This window comes from Frigoribacterium sp. PvP032 (genome assembly GCF_017833035.1).
GTDB lineage: Bacteria > Actinomycetota > Actinomycetes > Actinomycetales > Microbacteriaceae > Frigoribacterium.
In genome coordinates this window covers 97,533-114,903 of sequence record NZ_JAFIBM010000001.1, presented here as the reverse complement: position 1 = coordinate 114,903, position 17,371 = coordinate 97,533, and the positions used below count along the sequence as shown (strand labels likewise).

At 71.3% G+C, this 17,371-nt stretch carries 16 protein-coding genes; 6 read left to right on the top strand and 10 right to left on the bottom strand.

What is annotated here, in order from left to right:
- Positions 1–19: 19 nt before the first annotated feature.
- Positions 20–487, bottom strand: a complete 468-nt coding sequence (locus tag JOE35_RS00525; RefSeq protein WP_209559360.1) for a hypothetical protein — start codon at positions 485–487, stop codon at positions 20–22.
- Positions 488–602: 115 nt separating this feature from the next.
- Between JOE35_RS00525 and JOE35_RS00520 the strand changes: the two genes are divergently transcribed.
- Together JOE35_RS00520 and JOE35_RS00515 are read left to right on the top strand one after the other, a co-directional pair.
- Positions 603–956, top strand: coding sequence for a metalloregulator ArsR/SmtB family transcription factor (locus tag JOE35_RS00520; RefSeq protein ID WP_209559359.1), 354 nt, complete (start codon positions 603–605; stop codon positions 954–956).
- 1 nt (position 957) lies between these two features.
- A complete protein-coding gene (locus JOE35_RS00515) occupies positions 958–1,878 on the top strand; it encodes a cation diffusion facilitator family transporter (protein WP_209559358.1) in 921 nt (306 codons plus the stop codon).
- Positions 1,879–1,983: 105 nt separating this feature from the next.
- Here the strand turns inward: JOE35_RS00515 and JOE35_RS00510 are convergent, their stop codons facing one another.
- The 5 genes from JOE35_RS00510 to JOE35_RS00490 form a co-directional block, all read right to left on the bottom strand.
- Positions 1,984–3,708, bottom strand: coding sequence for a CBM35 domain-containing protein (locus tag JOE35_RS00510; protein WP_209559357.1), 1,725 nt, complete (start codon positions 3,706–3,708; stop codon positions 1,984–1,986).
- A 154-nt stretch (positions 3,709–3,862) separates the two neighbouring features.
- Complete coding sequence (locus JOE35_RS00505) at positions 3,863–5,797, bottom strand: beta-L-arabinofuranosidase domain-containing protein (protein ID WP_209561779.1); 1,935 nt, start codon at positions 5,795–5,797, stop codon at positions 3,863–3,865.
- Positions 5,798–5,940: 143 nt separating this feature from the next.
- Complete coding sequence (locus tag JOE35_RS00500; protein ID WP_374099715.1) at positions 5,941–6,702, bottom strand: carbohydrate ABC transporter permease; 762 nt, start codon at positions 6,700–6,702, stop codon at positions 5,941–5,943.
- Positions 6,703–6,818: 116 nt separating this feature from the next.
- Entirely contained in the window at positions 6,819–7,799 is a 981-nt protein-coding gene (locus JOE35_RS00495; protein WP_307802870.1) for a sugar ABC transporter permease, read from the bottom strand.
- A gap of 13 nt (positions 7,800–7,812) precedes the next feature.
- Positions 7,813–9,069 (bottom strand): extracellular solute-binding protein, encoded by a 1,257-nt coding sequence (locus JOE35_RS00490; protein ID WP_307802869.1) that lies wholly within the window; start codon positions 9,067–9,069, stop codon positions 7,813–7,815.
- A gap of 163 nt (positions 9,070–9,232) precedes the next feature.
- Between JOE35_RS00490 and JOE35_RS00485 the strand changes: the two genes are divergently transcribed.
- The gene (locus tag JOE35_RS00485; protein ID WP_209559355.1) at positions 9,233–10,255 is read left to right on the top strand and encodes a LacI family DNA-binding transcriptional regulator; all 1,023 of its coding nucleotides are present in this window, start codon (positions 9,233–9,235) and stop codon (positions 10,253–10,255) included.
- A 70-nt stretch (positions 10,256–10,325) separates the two neighbouring features.
- On the opposite strand, the gene JOE35_RS00480 is transcribed toward JOE35_RS00485, so the two are convergent.
- The 3 genes from JOE35_RS00480 to JOE35_RS00470 all read right to left on the bottom strand — a co-directional run bounded on the left by JOE35_RS00480 (position 10,326) and on the right by JOE35_RS00470 (position 13,126).
- Positions 10,326–11,444 (bottom strand): Fic family protein, encoded by a 1,119-nt coding sequence (locus JOE35_RS00480; protein ID WP_209559354.1) that lies wholly within the window; start codon positions 11,442–11,444, stop codon positions 10,326–10,328.
- Between the two features lie 170 nt (positions 11,445–11,614).
- Positions 11,615–12,472, bottom strand: coding sequence for a 3-hydroxyacyl-CoA dehydrogenase (locus JOE35_RS00475; protein ID WP_209559353.1), 858 nt, complete (start codon positions 12,470–12,472; stop codon positions 11,615–11,617).
- A gap of 9 nt (positions 12,473–12,481) precedes the next feature.
- Complete coding sequence (locus JOE35_RS00470; RefSeq protein WP_209559352.1) at positions 12,482–13,126, bottom strand: TetR/AcrR family transcriptional regulator; 645 nt, start codon at positions 13,124–13,126, stop codon at positions 12,482–12,484.
- 93 nt (positions 13,127–13,219) lie between these two features.
- Here JOE35_RS00470 and JOE35_RS00465 point away from each other — a divergent pair, with 93 nt between their 5' ends.
- Entirely contained in the window at positions 13,220–14,356 is a 1,137-nt protein-coding gene (locus tag JOE35_RS00465; protein WP_209559351.1) for an alpha/beta fold hydrolase, read from the top strand.
- Between the two features lie 149 nt (positions 14,357–14,505).
- Here JOE35_RS00465 and JOE35_RS00460 read toward each other — a convergent pair whose 3' ends face one another.
- A complete protein-coding gene (locus JOE35_RS00460) occupies positions 14,506–14,991 on the bottom strand; it encodes a DUF1772 domain-containing protein (protein ID WP_209559350.1) in 486 nt (161 codons plus the stop codon).
- A gap of 325 nt (positions 14,992–15,316) precedes the next feature.
- On the opposite strand from JOE35_RS00460, the gene JOE35_RS00455 reads away from it, so the two are divergent.
- The gene (locus tag JOE35_RS00455) at positions 15,317–16,204 is read left to right on the top strand and encodes an EamA family transporter (RefSeq protein WP_209559349.1); all 888 of its coding nucleotides are present in this window, start codon (positions 15,317–15,319) and stop codon (positions 16,202–16,204) included.
- A 136-nt stretch (positions 16,205–16,340) separates the two neighbouring features.
- Entirely contained in the window at positions 16,341–17,273 is a 933-nt protein-coding gene (locus JOE35_RS00450) for a phosphate/phosphite/phosphonate ABC transporter substrate-binding protein (RefSeq protein ID WP_209559348.1), read from the top strand.
- Positions 17,274–17,371 lie beyond the last annotated feature (98 nt).

Genomic DNA, 17,371 nt, shown 5'->3' with positions numbered 1-17,371 from the left:
GGTCGCGATCGAGGACCGCCTAGATGCGGGAGATGCCCAGCGCGGTCAGGTCCACAGCCCCGTGCGGCCGCGCAGCCGAGGCGGACGGCGCCGTGGGTCGTGGGCCGACGAGAGGATCGAGCGTCCGAGCTGCTGCTGACCTGGTGCGCAACAGGGCGAGGGCGAGGGTCGCGACGCACAGGAGGGCGAGGAGTGCGCAGGCCAGGGCTCCACCGTGACCAGTCGTCCCGGTCAGCTCGGTAAGCCCGGTCACGGCCTCGTCGCCCGCCGACAGCGGAACGAGGGGCAGGTCTCGAGGGGCCGGGTCGTCGACCGACACGGCCTGCGTCACGCTCGACGCCGCCTGCACGCCGCCGGAGAAGGCGTCGTCGCCGAGAGCGTGGATGCCGAGGACGGCGGCGAGCGTCGCTGCCGTGACGGACAACAACAGCGCCCAGATCCCGAGGGGCGAGCGCGAGCGGGAGGTGCCCGACAGCGTCAGGGACATCGCACCTCCTTCTCGGGTCAGGTCCGATCACAGGGTAATCACCGCCGTCGGCACGCCGCTGGAGAACCGCCCCGCGACCCTGGACATCGAGGCGCCGTCGTGTGACCATCTTCGCATGCACGAAGATACGCATCAAGAAGAGCTGCATCCGGATGACGCCTTCGTCGAGCTCGCCGTCGAGGTGTTCTCCATGCTCGCCGACGCCACTCGGGTGCGCATGATCCTCGCGCTCCGAGACGAGGAGCTGTCGGTGAACCACCTCGCCGACATCGTCGACAAGTCGCCCACCGCGGTCTCTCAACACCTCGCCAAGCTCCGGATGGCGCGGATGGTCTCGACGCGTCAGGCGGGCAACCGCGTCTTCTACCGGCTGGTGAACGACCACGCAAGCAAGCTCGTCCAGGACGCGATCTTCCAGGCCGAGCACTCCGTCGGCGCCGCCTACCGGCACCACCACGAAGGGCAGTGACATGGGCGCAGGACACGACCACGCCGTCGCGGTCGGGACGGACCACCGCCGCCGGCTCGCCGTCGCCTTCGGCATCACGACCACGATCCTCGTCGTCGAGGTCGTCGGGGCCGTCATCACGGGGAGCCTCTCGCTGCTCGTCGACGCCGCCCACATGCTCACCGACGCCGGCGGCCTGTTCATGGCGCTGCTGGCCGCGACGCTGATGGGGAGGGCGGCGACCTCCAGGCGGACCTGGGGATTCCAGCGAGCCGAGGTCCTCGCGGCGACGGCCCAGGCGGCCGTGCTGCTCGCCGTGGGGCTCTTCGCGCTGGTCGAGGGCATCCGGCGCCTCTTCGAGCCCCCGGCCGTCCCCTCCTCGGAGCTGCTGGTGTTCGGCATCATCGGGCTCGTCGGGAACATCGTCTCGATCGCCGTGCTCACCGGGGGCAGATCGGCGAACATGAACATGCGGGCCGCGTTCCTCGAGGTGGTCAACGACGCCCTCGGCTCCGTCGCGGTGATCGCCAGCGCCGTCGTCATCATGACCACGGGCTGGGGACAGGCGGACCCGCTGGCGGGGATGCTCATCGCCGTCCTCATCATCCCCCGCACCGTCACGCTGCTGCGGGAGACGACGGGGGTCCTGATGGAGTCGACGCCGGTCGGCCTCGACCTCGACGACGTCCGGGCGCACATGCTCGAGCTGCCGCACGTCACCGAGGTCCACGACCTGCACGCGTCGCTGGTGGGGACCGGGCTGCCGATCCTCAGCGCGCACGTCACGGTCGAGGACTCCTGTTTCCAGGACGGGCACGCGCCGCAGATCCTCGACGACCTCCAGAAGTGCGTCGCCGAGCACTTCTCCATCAAGGTCGAGCACTCGACCTTCCAGATCGAACCTGCTCAGCACGCCGCACACGAGCACCACACCCACGTCTGACGCGGGTCTGCGCGACGACCGAACGAGAGGAAGCCCCCCGAGCATCTCGGGGGGCTTCCTCTCGTCCAGGCGCCGGGCACCGCAGGGCGGGCGCAGCGCCCTGCGTCAGCGGGGCCGCACCGTGATCGAGTCGATCTCGGCGAAGCCCGAGCCGCCGGCGTAGTTCGGCGAGCCCTTCGCGAGACGGATCACGTTGTAGCCGGCCTTGAGGGTGATCGGCGTCGCGGTGCTGTCGGCGAAGCGCCCCCAGGCGCCGGTGGGCGCGTACGAGACGCTCTGGAAGCCGCTCCCGTTCGTGGCGAGTCCCTGGGTGGACGTCGCCGCGCCTCCGTTCGCGTACCGGGTGGTGAGGGAGTAGCTGCCCGCAGCAGGGACCTCGACGACGAAGTCGACGAAGCTGTTGGAGCGGCCGTCGCCGAGTCCGTCGATCCGGCCCACGTACCCTCCGTTGGACGCGCCGCCGGAGGTGAGCCGCTGAGCGTTGACCACCGTGGCGTTCTCGGCCTCGTAGACCTGCTGGTACGACGTGGTCGGGCCCGCCGCGGGCGTCACGACCACCTGGTAGGCGCCCAGGTAGTCCTGGTTCGTGATCGGCACGGTGACGGCGCCGTTCACGATCGGGACGGTCGCGCTCGACACCTGCGTGGGTGCGGACACGGTGGTCATGCGCCCGGAGCGAGGCGTGTAGTTCACCGTCACCTTGGCCTGTGACCCGAAGCTCGCCAGGCCCTTGACCTGGACGGAGTTGTCGCCGAAGGTCCCGCCGAGGGCGACGTTGACGATCTTCCGGGTGGAGTCGTACGCGGCGAAGCCGTCGAGGTCTCCGGACGGAGTGACGCCGACCATGTTGCCGGCCATCTCGCCGTACCACTTGTAGAGCCAGTACGACCCGGTGGGACGGTTGTCCCAGACCAGGCCGCCGACGGTGCCCGACTCGTACCAGTAGGCGCGCTCGGCGTCCTTGATGCCGGTGCGCTCGAACTGGGCGATGAAGTGGGCGGAGACGCTGGGGGTGTCGACCTGGCTCGGGGAGCCGTACTCGTTGATCGAGATCGGCCGCGGGCTGATGCCAAGCGAGCGCTCGATGGCCCGGTAGTCGGCGACGTGCTCGTCGACGTCGTTCCATCCGCCGTCGTCGAGCTCGTGCCAGACGACGACGTCGGGGAGGGTGCCGTCGGCCTTCGCACGGGCCATGAAGTCGCGCATCAGGTCGGGGTAGTACCGGCTGTAGCTCGGGCCGACGATCGGGGTGGTCGTGTCCTGCAGCTTCACCTGGCGGTAGGTGCGGGTCCAGCCGTCGAGGAAGGGGCCCGCCTTGGCGGTGTCCCAGGTGCCGTCCGGCTCGTTCCAGAGCTCCCAGCCGTTGATGTTCGTGGTCGCCTTCGCGTCGACGCGGGCCTTGACCATCGTGTCGATCTTCTGCGTCCAGTCCTCCCAGCTGATCCAGCGGTACGGGAAGTTCGGGTACACGTCGGGCATGCGGGCGTAGGACTGGGCGCCGTCCCGGGTGAACGCGGGAGCGGTCTTGAGGACGTCGCCCGTGGGGACCGTCGCGCCGTTGCCCAGCTGCTGGACCCCGGGCGCCGGCTGCGTGTGCTGCTTCAGCCTCAGCGGCGTCAGGAGGCCAGGAGCCGGGTCGGTGTCGCTCGCGACGGCGTACAGGCCGCCGGCGCCGACGTGGGTGACCGGCCGGATGCTGGTCGCCGCGTCGACGACGAGCGTGTTGCCGGCTGCGGCGGCGGTGGCTCCTGGGGTGAGGAGGGCAGCCACGACGGCTGCGCTCAGGCCGAGGCCGAGGACGGCCCCTGTCGACTTCTTCTTCGTTCTCATCCTGTGCTCCTTTGCGTGGACGAGCGGCGCCGCGTGGGACGGCATTGTCCGAAACCGCTTTCGCTCAGCCTCTCATCGGCCTGAGGATTAAGCAACAAGCGCACATGAAGTGGTTTCCGCCCGACGGTCACTTCCCGCGCGGCGGACTAGCTGGTCAGGCCTCCAGGTCGTCCACGGGCAGCCAGACGCGCATCGTGGACGGCCCGCGGTTGCCCCACGTCGCGTAGGGTACGAGCGCCACGCTGCCGAGCGACGAGGCGTCCGACACGGCGCGGCCGTAGGGCCACCCGCTGGCCGGCGTGCGGCTGCGGGAGAGCTCGACCCTGGCGCCGGCAGGCGTGGTGACCGGGTCGACGGTCGTGTCGACGAGCACGTCGTTGACGCTGCCGGAGGGCAGGTCGACCGACTCGAGCGCGAGCACGAGCGGTCCCCGCTGCACGGCCACCTGGCCGCGGACCGCGTCGATCCGCGGGTCGGGCCGCACCCACTCGGCGCTGGTCGGCAGCTCGAGCACGACGACGTCGCCCGCCGAGAAGCGGCGGCGGACGACGACCGTCGAGCCCTGCTCCTGCCTGACCTCCCCGTCGGGCAGGGCTACCGTGACCGTCGAGCCGTCAGCCCACGAGGGGACACGGAGCTTGAGCTCCAACTCGCGGCCGGCGTCCTCTCGCCACGTCACCTCGACGCGCCCGTCGAGGGGGTATCCGCTCGCGACCGACAGCGCCACCGACGTGCCGTCGTCGAGCACGGTGTCGACGTCGTAGCTGCCGTACTGGTGCAGCTGCACCCCGTCGGGCGTGCGGGTCGCGAAGTACTGCTCGACGCTGGCCAGGGTGCGGGCCACGTTCGTGGGGCAGCACGACACCTCGAACCACGGCGCCCGCAGGCTCGAGAGGGCACGGGCGTTCAGCTCGTCCTCGTCGGGCTCGGTGCCGAGGCTCCTCTGGTGCAGCGTGTTCGTGTAGAAGAACGCGCGCCCGTCGTCGCGGGGCGAGGCGAGCACGACGTTGAGCAGGGTGCGCTCGATCAGGTCGGCGTACCGGGGATCGCCCTCGGCGAGGAGCAGCCGCCACGAGAGCATCGTCGAGGCGATGCCCGCGCAGGTCTCGGAGTACGCCCGGTCGGGCGGCAGCTCGTGGTCGGCGCCGAAGGCCTCGTCCTGGTGGTGGGAGCCCATGCCGCCCGTGACGTACGTCCGGTGGGCGACCGTCGCCTCCCACTGTCGCCGGACCGCGTCGGCGAGCTCGTCGTCGCGCGTCTCGACGGCGACGTCGAGGGCTCCGGCGGCCAGGTACAGGGCCCGCACGGCGTGCCCGCGCAGCACCTCGGCGTCGCGCACCGGCACGTCGTCCTGGAAGTACTCGGCCCCGTACTCGATCTGGCCGAGCAGGCCCCGTCCGCGGCGGTCGACGAAGAGGCGGGCGAGCTCGATCCAGCGCGGCTCGTCGAGCGCGCGGCCGAGCTCGGCGAGGGCGACCTCGATCTCGGGGTGCCCGCAGATCGCGACCCGGCCCTCGGGGCCGAAGACGGACCACAGGTGCTCGGCGAGACGGCGGCCGACCTCGACCAGGCGGGGCGAGGCGCCGGTGCGCTCGGCGGCGACCACGGCCTGCAGCAGGTGGCCCATCGAGTACAGCTCGTGGCCCCACTCGAGGTCGCTCCACCGCGGTCGCTGCCAGGCGCGGCCGAAGCTCGTGTGCAGGTAGCCGTCGTCCTCCTGGGCCGCGGCGACGCGGTCGACGAGGGCGTCGTAGCGGGCCTGCAGGGCCGGGTCGTGCTCGCGTCCCAGCTCCCAGGCCATGCCCTCGAGGAGCTTGTAGACCTCGGAGTCGACGAACTCGATGCCCGCGTGCTCCCAGGGGGTGCCAGGGTCGCCGAGGCCAGCGGCGGCGCGGTCGAAGTTGCCCGTCCAGCCGATGCGCTCCATCCAGTCCTCGCAGTGCCGCAGCACGACGTCGGCGTTCAGGGCCTGCTTCTCGGCCCAGAAGCCGTCGGTGAGCCGGATCTCGGTCGCGTCGAGCGGGGTGAGGGTCGAGGTGGACGGCGAGACGGCGCCGGCGAACCGGCGGGCGCGGTCGGTGCCGTCGATGCCGTCGGTGCCGTCAGCGCGGTCGGCGCGGGCGGCGGCGGAGGAGGAGCGGGTGCGGGGGGCGGTGGTGGTCACGTGGGTTCTCCGGGTGGTGGGGGAGGGGAGCGAGGCGAGGGAGGAGACAGCTGACGGCGTCGGCGGCGTCAGTCCTTGACGGCACCCGCGGTGACGCCCGCGGCGACGTAGCGCTGGGCGACGACGAGGAGCACCGTGGCGGGGATCGACGCGACGACGGCGGTCGCCATGATCGAGTTCCACTCCTGGTTGTTGTTCCCGATGTAGCGGTAGATGCCGAGCGTGATGGTCTGGGCGTCGCCGCCGCTGTTCAGGGTCGACGAGAACACGAAGTCCGACCAGGCCCAGAGGAACGCGAAGAGCCCCACGGTCACGGCCGAGTTGCGGCTGACGGGCAGGACGACCGATCGGAACGTGCGCCACGCGCCGGCTCCGTCGAGCTTCGCGGCGCTCATCAGCTCGTCGGGGATCCCTCGCATGAAGGCCGTGAAGATGAGCACCCCGAACGGCACCGCCAGGGTCGAGTCGGCGATGACGAGGCCCCACCACTGGTTCAGGATGCCGAGGTTGAGGTAGATCGCGTAGAAGCCCATGGCCATGATGACCTGGGGGATCATCTGCGCGACGATCATCACGAAGCTCAGCGCGCCTCCCCCGACGGGTCGCAGCTTGGCCAGCGAGTACGCGGCCGGCGCCGACAGGGCGACGGTGACGACGACGGTGCCGAGGCCGACCAGCAGGCTGGTGCCGAGGAACGGCAGCTGATCGGCGACGACGGCCCGGTAGCCGTCGAGCGTGGGGGCCGAGGGGAACCACGACGGCGGGCTCTGCCGCATCTGCGCGGTCGGGGTCAGCGACACGTTGATCATCCAGTAGATCGGGAACAGCATGATCGCGGTGAGCACGACCCCGATCACCGTGGTGGCGAGGCTGCGGCGGCCGGCACGACTCGAGGAGGCGCGGCGGGCGGCGGACGTCGGGGCGGCGGCGGGCCGGATGGTGGCGCTCATGACTGGTCCTGCTTCCTCTGCACGCGCAGGTAGACGAATCCGCAGACGAGCGCCATGACGATCAGCAGGTTGCCGACCGCGGCGGCGGGGCCGAAGGAGGGGAGGGTCGAGCCGAAGCCGAGCTGGTAGGACCAGATGGCGAAGGTGGTCGAGGCGTCGCCGGGCCCGCCGCGCGTCATGATCCAGATGATGTCGAAGACCTTCAACGTGTAGACGAGGCCGAGCAGGATCGTGATGGCCGAGACGGGGCGCAGCAGCGGGAACGTGATGCGCCAGAAGACCTGCCACGCGTTCGCGCCGTCGAGCGCGGCCGCCTCGTAGATGTCGCCGGGGATGTTCTGCAGGCCGCTGTAGAGGATGACCAGGTTGAACGGGATGCCGATCCAGATGTTGGCGATGATCACGCTGGTCAGGGCCCACTGCGGCGACGTCAGCCAGTTGACCTGGTCGCCGCCGAGGCTGCGGATCACGGAGTTGACGACCCCGCTCTCGCTGTTGAGCATCCACGACCAGGTCGACGCGCTCACGATCAGCGGGAGCAGCCACGGCACGAGGAACAGGGCCCGGAGCGTCGACGACAGCGGGAACTTCTGGAAGAAGAACACCGCGAGGGCCATGCCGATCGAGAACTGGAACGCGATCGAGATGCCCGTGAACAGCAGGGTGTTCACCAGCGCCGGCCCGAAGGTCGGGCTGGCGAACACGTCGGCGAAGTTCTCGATGCCGATGAAGGGCGCGGTGCCGTCGATGAACGACCGGACCGTGTAGTCGTGCGTCGACAGGTCGACGTTCCGGACGAGCGGCCAGACGTAGAAGACCGCGAGGTAGACGACGACCGGGGCGAGGAACGCCCAGGCGGTGAGCTGGGAGGCGCCCGGCCCGCGTCGTCGCCGGCGTCCGGTGCCGGGGAGGCCGGGGTCCAGGGCCGGCCTCCCCACGGACGGTGCCTCGCGACGTTCGATCGTGTCGGTGCTCACGGTGCGCGTCCCCCTACTTCGTGGCCGACGCGGCGGCCTGCTGCGCCTCCTGCAGGGCGGCCTCGGGGTCGGACGACCCGCTCAGGCTGTTCTGCACGGCCTTCCAGAGCTGCTCCGAGATCTTCGGGTAGTCGGTGCCGAGGTCGTCGCTCGTGCGGCCCTTGGCGTCGGCGACCGCGGTGACCCACGGCTCGAGGTCGGGGTCGGTGGCGACCTGCTCGGCCTGGGCGTCCTTCGTGGGTGCGACGTAGGACAGCGTGGTGTCGGTCGCGACGAGGTTGTCGGTGCTCGTCAGGCACGACTGGATCTTCTCGCTCACCTCGTAGCGGGCGTCGTCGCTCTGGACGGGGACGGTGAGGAACTCGCCGCCGGTCGGGGCCGGGGCTGCGCCGCCGTCCTTCGAGGGGATCGAGATGATGCCGTAGTCGATGCCCGACTCCTTGACGCCCGCGAGCTGCCAGGTGCCGTTCTCGCTGAAGGCGTACTCGCCGGTGAGGAACTCCTGCCAGCTCGTCGTCTGCGTGTTGTTGATCACCGAGTTGGGGGCGTAGCCCTTCTCGACCCAGTCGGTCCAGAGGGCCAGGGCCGAGACGGCGTCGTCCGAGTCGAGCTCGGTGAGGTCGGCGCCCGAGCCCCAGTACCAGGGCAGGAACTGGAAGCTGCCCTCCTCGGTGCCGATGCCCGAGAAGGTGATGCCCTTGCCGCCGGAGGCGGAGACCGCCTCGAGCGCGGAGGTGAGGCTGTCCCAGTCGGTGACCGACGCCGGGTCGACGCCGGCGGCGTCGAGGACGGCCTTGTTGTAGTAGAGCGCGAGCGTGTTGGCGCCGATGGGGACGCCGTAGGTCTTCCCGTCGAGCTGGCCGGCGGCCAGGATGTTCGCCTCGATGTCGGAGGTGTCGGCCCCGGTCTCGTCGGTGTCGGTGAGCAGGCCCGCCTCGGCCAGGGTCGAGACGACCGGGTTGTCGACGAGCAGCAGGTCGGGGGAGTTGCCCTGTTGGCCGGCGAGCAGGGCCTTGCTGGTGAGGTCGGACGTGTCGTAGCCGGTGCGCTCGACCGTCACGCCCGCCTCCGTGCCGCACTTCTCGATGAGCTTCGCCCAGTCGCTGGAGTCGTCGAACTGGGGGTACGGGTCCCAGAACGTGTAGGTGCCGGAGGCGGCGTCGGACGAGCCGCCGCCCGCTCCGCCGGCACAGCCGGTCAGGGCGAGGGTCGCGGCGGCCAGGCCGACGACGGCCACGGCGGTGCGCTTGCTGCGGATGAAGGAGATCACAGGAGGTTCCTCTCTGAACTGCTGCGGGTGCTCCGTCAGAGAGCCCGGCAGGTGCAGCACAGGGCGCTCATCGTCGAGAGCAAAGAGACCGAAACTGGTTTCGGGTGTGAAGTTACACGGGCATCACTTGCCCGTCAATGAGTTTGTGAACTATTTTCGGTACATGACCACAGCAGGAGGCGGCAAGGCCCCGACGACGCCCGTCACGCTGGCCGACGTCGCCAGGGCCGCCGGGGTGTCGGTCGCCACCGCCTCCAAGGCCCTGAACGGCCGTGCGCAGGTACGGGAGTCGACGCGCGTGAAGGTGCAGGAGGCCGCTGCGGCGCTCTCGTTCACGCCCAACTTCTTCGCGCAGGCGCTGAACTCGGCGCGGACCGGCACCATCGGGATGGTCACGAGCGACCTGGACAACCGGTTCGTGCTGCCGGTGCTGCTCGGCGCCGAGGACGCCTTCGGCTCGGGGTCGCTGTCCGTGCTGCTCGCCGACGCCCGCGACGACGCGCTCCGCGAGCAGCTGCACCTGCAGACGCTGCTGACGCGTCGCGTCGACGGCCTGCTCATCGTCGGTCGCACCACGAACCCGCGCCCGCCCGTCCCGCTGCTCGCGGACGTCCCGGTCGTCTACGTCTACGCCCCGTCCAGCGACCCGGCGGACGCCTCCTTCACCCCCGACAACGTCCAGGCCGGACGCCTGGCGGCCGAGCACCTGATCGAGAAGGGGCGGACGCGCATCGCCCTGATCAACGGCGAGTCCTCCTACGCGGCCGCTCGCGACCGCGCTGCAGGGGTCCAGCAGGCCCTGACGGCGGCGGGGCTGGAACTCGTCGGCGGCGCCTCCCTCTTCGGGCAGTGGGGCGAGGGGTGGGGCCGGGACTGTGCCCGCCTCCTGGTCAGGGGCGGCGAGCCCGTCGACGCGATCATCGGCGGCAGCGACCACATCGCCCGCGGTGCCATCGACGCGCTCCGCGACGAAGGCGTCAGCGTCCCGGACGACATCTCCGTGGTCGGGTTCGACAACTGGGACCTGCTGGTCAGGGAGTCACGCCCGCCTCTGACGAGCATCGACATGTCCCTCGAGCAGCTCGGCCGCGCCGCCGCTCAGCACCTCGTCGACGCCATCGGGGGAGCGCCGTCACCCGGGACGGTCGCCGGCCCGGTCCGCCTGGTCGTGCGCGGCTCGACGTGACCGTCAGGCCGTCGCGGGCGTCGCGGGCGTCGCGTGCGTCGCGTGCGTCGCGTGCGTCGCGTGCGTCGCGTCAGGTGTCGCGCAGCAGCGTGACGCGCTCGCGGATGCGGGCGTCCAGGTCGTCGAACTCGTCGAGGACGTCCATCGCGGCGTAGGCACGACCGCGGACGCGCTCCGTCACAGCGTCGACGACATGGTGCTCCTCGAGTGTCGCGACCGAGCGGTAGACGCTGCGCTCGGGGATGCCGGTGGCGCGGGCGAGCTGCTCGACGGTGAAGACCGGCAGGGCCAGCAGGTGCGACAGGATCAGGTCGGTCGCGCTCCCCGCGCGAGGGCCGACCTGCGCGCGCCAGGTCTCTTCGTACCGCGCGAACGAACGGGCGGTGCCGCGCGCCTCCCGGGCCGCGGCCTCGATGCTGAGCGACAGGTCCGTGATGATCGGCAGCGGGTCTCCCGAGCGGTACGCCGTGAGCAGCGAGAAGTAGTGCGGCGTGTCCGCGGCCAGGGCGCTGGCGACCGGCAGCACCGTGTGGGGCGTCACGCCGCGACGGCGCAGCACCGCGCCGATGAGGGCCCTCCCGATGCGGCCGTTCCCGTCGGTGAACGGGTGGATGCTCTCGAACTGCGCGTGGGCGATCGCGGCCTGCGTGACGGGCTCGACGTCGTCACGGTTCACGAACGCGACGAGGTCGTCGAGGAGCGCAGGGACGTCCTCCGGCGGCGGGGGGACGTAGAGCGCGTTCCGCGGGGAGTGCTGCGACCCGCCGATCCAGTTCTGCACGTCGCGGACCTGGCCGGCACTGCGGCGTTCATCCGGGTCGGGGTCGTTGAGCATCAGCGCGGCGTGGGCGGCGAGGATCTCGTCGAGCACGACCCTCTCGCTCGAGGCCTCGATGAGCGTCACGATCGCGGCGCCGGCCGCGACCATCGACATCGCGGACTCGTTCTCCCTGAGGCCGCCGATCGCGCGGGCGAACGCGACCGGCGTCGCCTCGACGTGCTCGATGCGGCTGGAGGCGACCGACTCCATGCGGATCAGGAAGCCTGCGAGGGGGGCGAGCACACCGTCCCCGACCCGCTCGAGGTCCCGAGCCTCCCATCGGGCTCTCGCGAGATCGCGGTCCGGCGCGTCAGGCGGGGTGAGCTCGGCGATCGCGGGGGGCAGCGACACGACGATCTCGCTGAGCATCCGATCGTCTCGGTTGCCGCGGCGCGTGGAGCTCTGCCACGGAACCGACCGTGTGGCGTGTTCCGGCCAAGCCGTCATCGCGCCTCCTCAGTGTCGCCAACTCTGCAGATGTTGACACTTGTTGCCGATAAGTGTCAATAGCGGACCCGTTGTCGCCACGAGCGCCGCACTCAGCGGTACGTGTAGAAGCCCTCGCCCGACTCGACCCCGAGCTTGCCCTGGTCGAGGTAGTTCGTCTTGAGGTGGTCCGCCCAGAGCTTGGCCCCCTCCTCGTCGCTGGCCGCCGAGATCGCGTAGGCGGTCCGCAGGCCGACGATGTCGAAGATCTGGAACGGGCCCATCGGCGCACCCGTGCCGATGCGCCAGGTGGCGTCGATCGTCTCCGGCTCGGCCACGCCGCGGAGGACCAGCTCGGACGCGGCGCCGAGGAACGGCACGAGCAGGGAGTTCAGCACATAGCCGGGCTGCTCCTTGTGGAGGGGGATCGGCACCATGCCGATCTCGCCCGCGAACGCCACGACCTGGTCGAAGACGGCGGGGTCGGTGCGGGGGCTGCCCATGATCTCGGCCGTGTTCTGCCGCCAGATGTGGTTGGCGAAGTGCAGCGCCAGGAACTTCCCGGGGCGGCCGGTCGCGTCGGCGAGCTGGCTCGGCAGCAGGGTCGACGAGTTCGTGGCGAAGACCGTGTGCTCGGGCGCGGCGGCGGCGAGCTTCGCGTAGACGCCCTGCTTGAGCTCGAGCGTCTCCGGGACGGCCTCGACCACGAGGTCGGCGTCGGCGACCGCCTCGGCGAGGTCGGTGGTGAGGGCGATGCCGGCCACCGCCTCCTCGGCTGCCTGCCGGTGGTCGTCGCCCAGGTCGGCGACGTACTGCTCGACGATCGACCGGAGGCGAGCCTCGGCAGCCGTGACGGCGTCGTCGTCGACGTCCCAGGCTCGGACTGCGACGCCGTGGACTGCGATCTGGAAGGTGATCTGGGCGCCGAGGACGCCGGCGCCGACGACGGTGACGTGGCTGAAGGTGGTCATGCTCGGATGCTAGCTGTCGAGGTCCCAGACGTGCTCGACGTAGTCCTGCGACCAGCCCGCCCGGAGGCGCGTCACGGCCCGGTCGTACGCGGCCAGCAGGTCCATGTCGGGTCGCACCATCGACTGCATCTGCAGCCCTTCGTACAGGGCGATCAGCTGCTCGGAGCCTCGGACCGGGTCCATCGTGTGCGGCTCGCGCCCTGCGTCCACGTCGGCGGTGAGGCCTCCCAGGATGAGGGCGTGGAACTTGCGCCACTCGTGATGCAGGGTCGGCGCCATGGGGTGTCCCGGCGTCGCCGCGACGTTCAGCAGCGAGGTGAGGAGGCGCATCAGCGACGGGTCGAGGACGTTCCGCTCCACGATCCCGCGGAGGAACCGGACCGTGCCGTACGCGTGCATCAGCGGGACGACCGGTCGCATCCGCTCGGCGTTCCAGCGGTCGACGGCGGCCATCACGAGGCCGTTCCAGCTCGGGAAGAGCCCGCGCACCGTCTCGACGGGCAGGCCGGCGAGCTCGGACACCACGTCGAAGTCTGTCTCGTGGAACGCGCGGCTGCGGAACGCGACGATGACCGCCTCCACGACGCGGACGCGGAGCTCGGTGTCCTCGTCGAGGGGGGAGGCAGGGCGGGGCAGCGAGGGCAGATCGGTCACTGATCCACTTCACCAGGTGGGGACGAGCGAGACCAGACCCCGTTCTGGTGGCGTGGGCCGCCCGGTGTCGGCCCCTCGCCGTAGGGTGCGGCCATGCAGACGTACGCGCAGACCCCGGCCCCGGCACGCGTCCCCGAGGAGGCGGTGGTCGACCTCCGAGAACGGCTCGCCCGCCGACGGCGCGTCGACCTGCCCGCGGGGCTCGAGCCGCGGCACGGTGTCGACGCCGCCTGGCTCGAGCGTCTGCTCGCGCGCTGGGCCGACGGGTACGACTGGCGGCTGCACGAGCAGCGGATCCTCGACCTGCCGTGGGAGCTGGTCGACGGCCCGACCCCGCTCCGTGTCGTGCGCCGCCGCGGCGCGCCCGACGCCCCGGTGGTCGTGCTGCTGCACGGCTGGCCCGACTCGGTGCTGCGCTTCGAGAAGGTGCTGCCGCTGCTGGGCGACGCGACGGTCGTGGTGCCGGCGCTCCCCGGGTACCCGTTCAGCGCCTCCTCGGCGGCCGGCGGCATGTCCGGGGTCGAGATGTCGGACGTCGTCGCGGCGGCTCTCGCGGCCATGGGGCACGAGCGGTACGTCGTCAGCGGCGGCGACATCGGGGCGGGGGTCGCCGAGGCGCTGCTGCGTCGGCACGGCCAGGCGGTCTCGGCCGTGCACCTGACCGACGTGCCGCAGACGCACTTGGCCGCCGAGCTGCCCGACGACCTCACCGACGAAGAACTCGCCTACGCCGACCGACGCGAGCAGTGGCAGGCCGCCGAGGGCGGCTACGCCCACGAGCACGCGACCAAGCCGGGCACGCTCGCCGTGGCGCTCGGCGACTCCCCGGCGGGGCTGCTCGCCTGGATCGGCGAGAAGCTCTGGTCGTGGAGCGACCGCTCGGTCGAGGGCGGCATGGAGGCGGTCTTCAGCGACGACGACGTGCTCACCTGGGTCTCCGCCTACTGGTTCACGGGCACGATCGGCACGTCGTTCGGCCCCTACGCGCTGCGCGAGCCCTCGACCAACGAACGCGTCGAGGCGGCGGTGCCGGCGGTGCTGTCGATCTTCCCCGGCGACCTCGCGAACGCCCCGCGCTCGTTCGCGGAGCGGCTCTTCGGCGTGCGCGCGTTCCATCAGCACTCGTCGGGCGGGCACTTCGCCGCCTGGGAGCGGCCCGCGGAGTTCGCCGCCGACCTGCGCGAGGCGATCGCGCTCGGCTCGTCCGGAGCTGCCGCCTCCGAGGCCTGAGCGCACCCGGCGGACACTGCACCGCGTTTCGTACAACGCACCGTGTCTAGTCTCGGTGCGTTGTACGAAAGGCGGTGCGGTCCCGGCCGAGAGGTAGGCAGCCAGCAGTCATCAGCCAGCAGCGCAGCGCAGCCCGTCGCCTGGGCGCGTCAGGCTGCCGCGACGGCGGAGGCCGCGAGGCCCAGGACCGCGCCGGTGCTCGTGAGCGTGCGGACCGTGTTCCACCGAGTCCACGGCGACTCGAACGCACGGCGCGCCGCGCTCGCCGAGGTCGGCCCGGACACGTCGGCCCGCGCGAGCGCCTCGTTCAGCGGCACGTTGCGTGCCGCCGTGATGACGAAGGTGGCGACGGAGGCGGCCGCCGCGCCGACCGCCCAGGTGCTCGCCGAGCTGCCGTCGACGACGTGCAGCACGGCGAGCAGGGCAGCTGAGGCAGGCGCCGCGGCGAACACGACCAGGAACGACGGGCGCAGGATCGCCGCGTTGATCGCGCGGAACGCCCCGGTGAAGGCACCGTCGTCGACCCGACGCAGCCCCGGCGACACCGCGACCACGAAGGCGAAGAAGAGACCCGCCACGAGACCGTTCACGAACAGCGCGAGGACGGCGACGAGGTCAGGCACGAGTCCGCTCATGCCGGGAGACTAGCGACCCGCGGAGAACAGCCGTCGACGGCGGGTGTTCCGGGCCGAGGGCGGGTCCGTGGCGACCCGCCCTCGGCCCGGAAGACCCGCCCTCAGCGGCAGGAACGCGAGGAGGCTGCACGGCGGCAGCGTCGCGAGCGCGTCACACGGGCCTGCTAGGGTCCCGACCGACAGCGCCTAGGGTTCCGGGATCTCACGATCCGACTGGTCCGAGCGGCGCCACGGCCAGGCGCCACCGCCCGGCCGTCATCTGAACGGACAAAAGCCTGGAGGATCCTGCCGACGTGCCCTGCGTCGGGTCGAAGGGTCCGATCTCATGTCCGGCACAGCTCTCCTCCTCGTCCTCGCCGCGGCCGTCTGCCACGCGTCGTGGAACGTCGTCGCCCACGGCGTCAGCCGCATCGGCACGCCTTTCCTCTGGTGGGGCGCCGTCGCCAGCGCCCTGCTCTGGCTGCCGGTCGTCCCGTTCACCGGCGGGCTCGGCGGCAGCGTCGCGGGCCTCGCCCTCGGCGCGGGAGTCTCGGCGGTGCTGCACGTGGTCTACATGACGGTGCTGCAGCGCGGGTACGCCGCCGGGTCGCTCTCCACCGTCTACGCGACCGCCCGCGGCACCGGGCCCGCGGTGAGCGCCGTGCTCGCCGTCCTCCTGCTCGGCGAGCGGCTCTCGGCGCTCGCCGCGGTCGGCATCGCGGTCGTCGTCGCGGGGGTCGTCGCGACGGGGCTGATCGACCGGAGACCGGCACCAGCACCGTCCACGACGCAGGCACCCCGCAGGAGGCGGCGGCTCGACCCCGGCATCGCCTGGGGCCTCCTGACCGGCCTGGCCATCGCCTCCTACACGATCTGGGACGCCCACGCCCTGCGCACCTGGGAGCTCTCGCCGGTGTCGTTCATGGTCGGGGTGACCGCCGTCGAGGTCGTGTTCTACACGGCGACGCTCGGTCGCCGACGCCGTGAGCTGCTCGACGTGGTCAGGCAGCACTGGCCGCGCGTGCTCGCCTTCGGGGTGCTGTCGCCGATGTCGTACATCCTCGTGCTCGTCGCGATCCAGACGACGCCGGTCGCGCTCGTCGCCCCTGCGCGCGAGACGAGCGTCGTGATGGTCGCGGTGTTCGGGGCGCTGGTGCTGCGCGAGGGGTCCGTGGCGAAGCGGCTCACGGCGTCGGTCGTCGTGCTGGGCGGCATCGCGCTGCTCGCCTTCTGAAGACTGGACCAGCAGGCAGCGGCCGGGTTCGGCATACAAGAGGTGAACTCTGACTGAACGGGCCACGAGATAGGTTCCTATGTCGGCCGACCGCGTGTCAGCATCGTGGCGTCCCGCTCCCCTCCGAAAGGCCGTCATGTCCCTCCGCCGCTCCCGCGCCGCGATCGCCCTCGCCGGCACCGCCCTGCTCGCCACCGCCCTCGCCGGCTGCTCGACCGCCGCCTCCTCAGCCGAGGGCACCGGGTCGCCCGACGACGCCGCCGGCTACGCCGTCGACTCGAGCACCCTCGTCTTCGGCGTCGTGCCCGACTCGGTCGACACCGAGACCAACTACCAGCCGCTGATGGACTACATCGCGCAGGAGACCGGCAAGACCGTCGAGTACCACGAGTCGACCGACTACGCCGCGCTGATCGAGGCGTCGATCGCCGGCCAGATCGACGTCGCGTCGTTCTCGGGCTTCACGTACGTGACCGCCACGAACAACGGCGCCGAGCTGACCCCGATCTCGTCGATCACCACGGCAGAGGGCCAGGAGCCCGGCTACTTCTCGCAGGCCATCGTGCCGAAGGGCAGCGACATCACGTCGATCGACGACATGGCAGGCAAGAAGATCTGCTTCGTCGACCCGTCGTCGACCTCGGGCTACCTGTTCCCGAGCTACGCGCTGCTCGAGGCCGGCATCGACCCCGAGAAGGACATCACCCCCGTCTTCGCGGGCAAGCACGACGTCAGCGTGCAGAAGGTCGGCGAGGGCACCGAGTGCGAGGCCGGCTTCGCCGAGGACAGCGAGGTCGCCAAGAGCGACGCCGTCGAGGTGATCGACGAGCAGATGGTGCCCGGCGCCCCGATCGTCGAGTCGGACACGCTGCCCGACGACGTCAAGCAGCAGCTGAAGGACATCCTCTCGGACGTCACCGCCGACGACATGGTCGCCGCGGGCATCGAGAGCGCCGACAGCGAGGGCTTCCGCGCCGTGTTCTTCCAGACCACGCCGGTCGACGACGCGTACTACGACCAGATCCGCGACATCTGCGAGAAGACGAACGCCACGCAGTGCCAGGCCTGACGGCCTCCGCCTGAAGGAGGCGCGGTGACGGTCGCCACCGTCACCGCGCCTCCCGCGATCCGCACCCCCCGCGCACGCGCCTCCCGAACTCCCCGTCG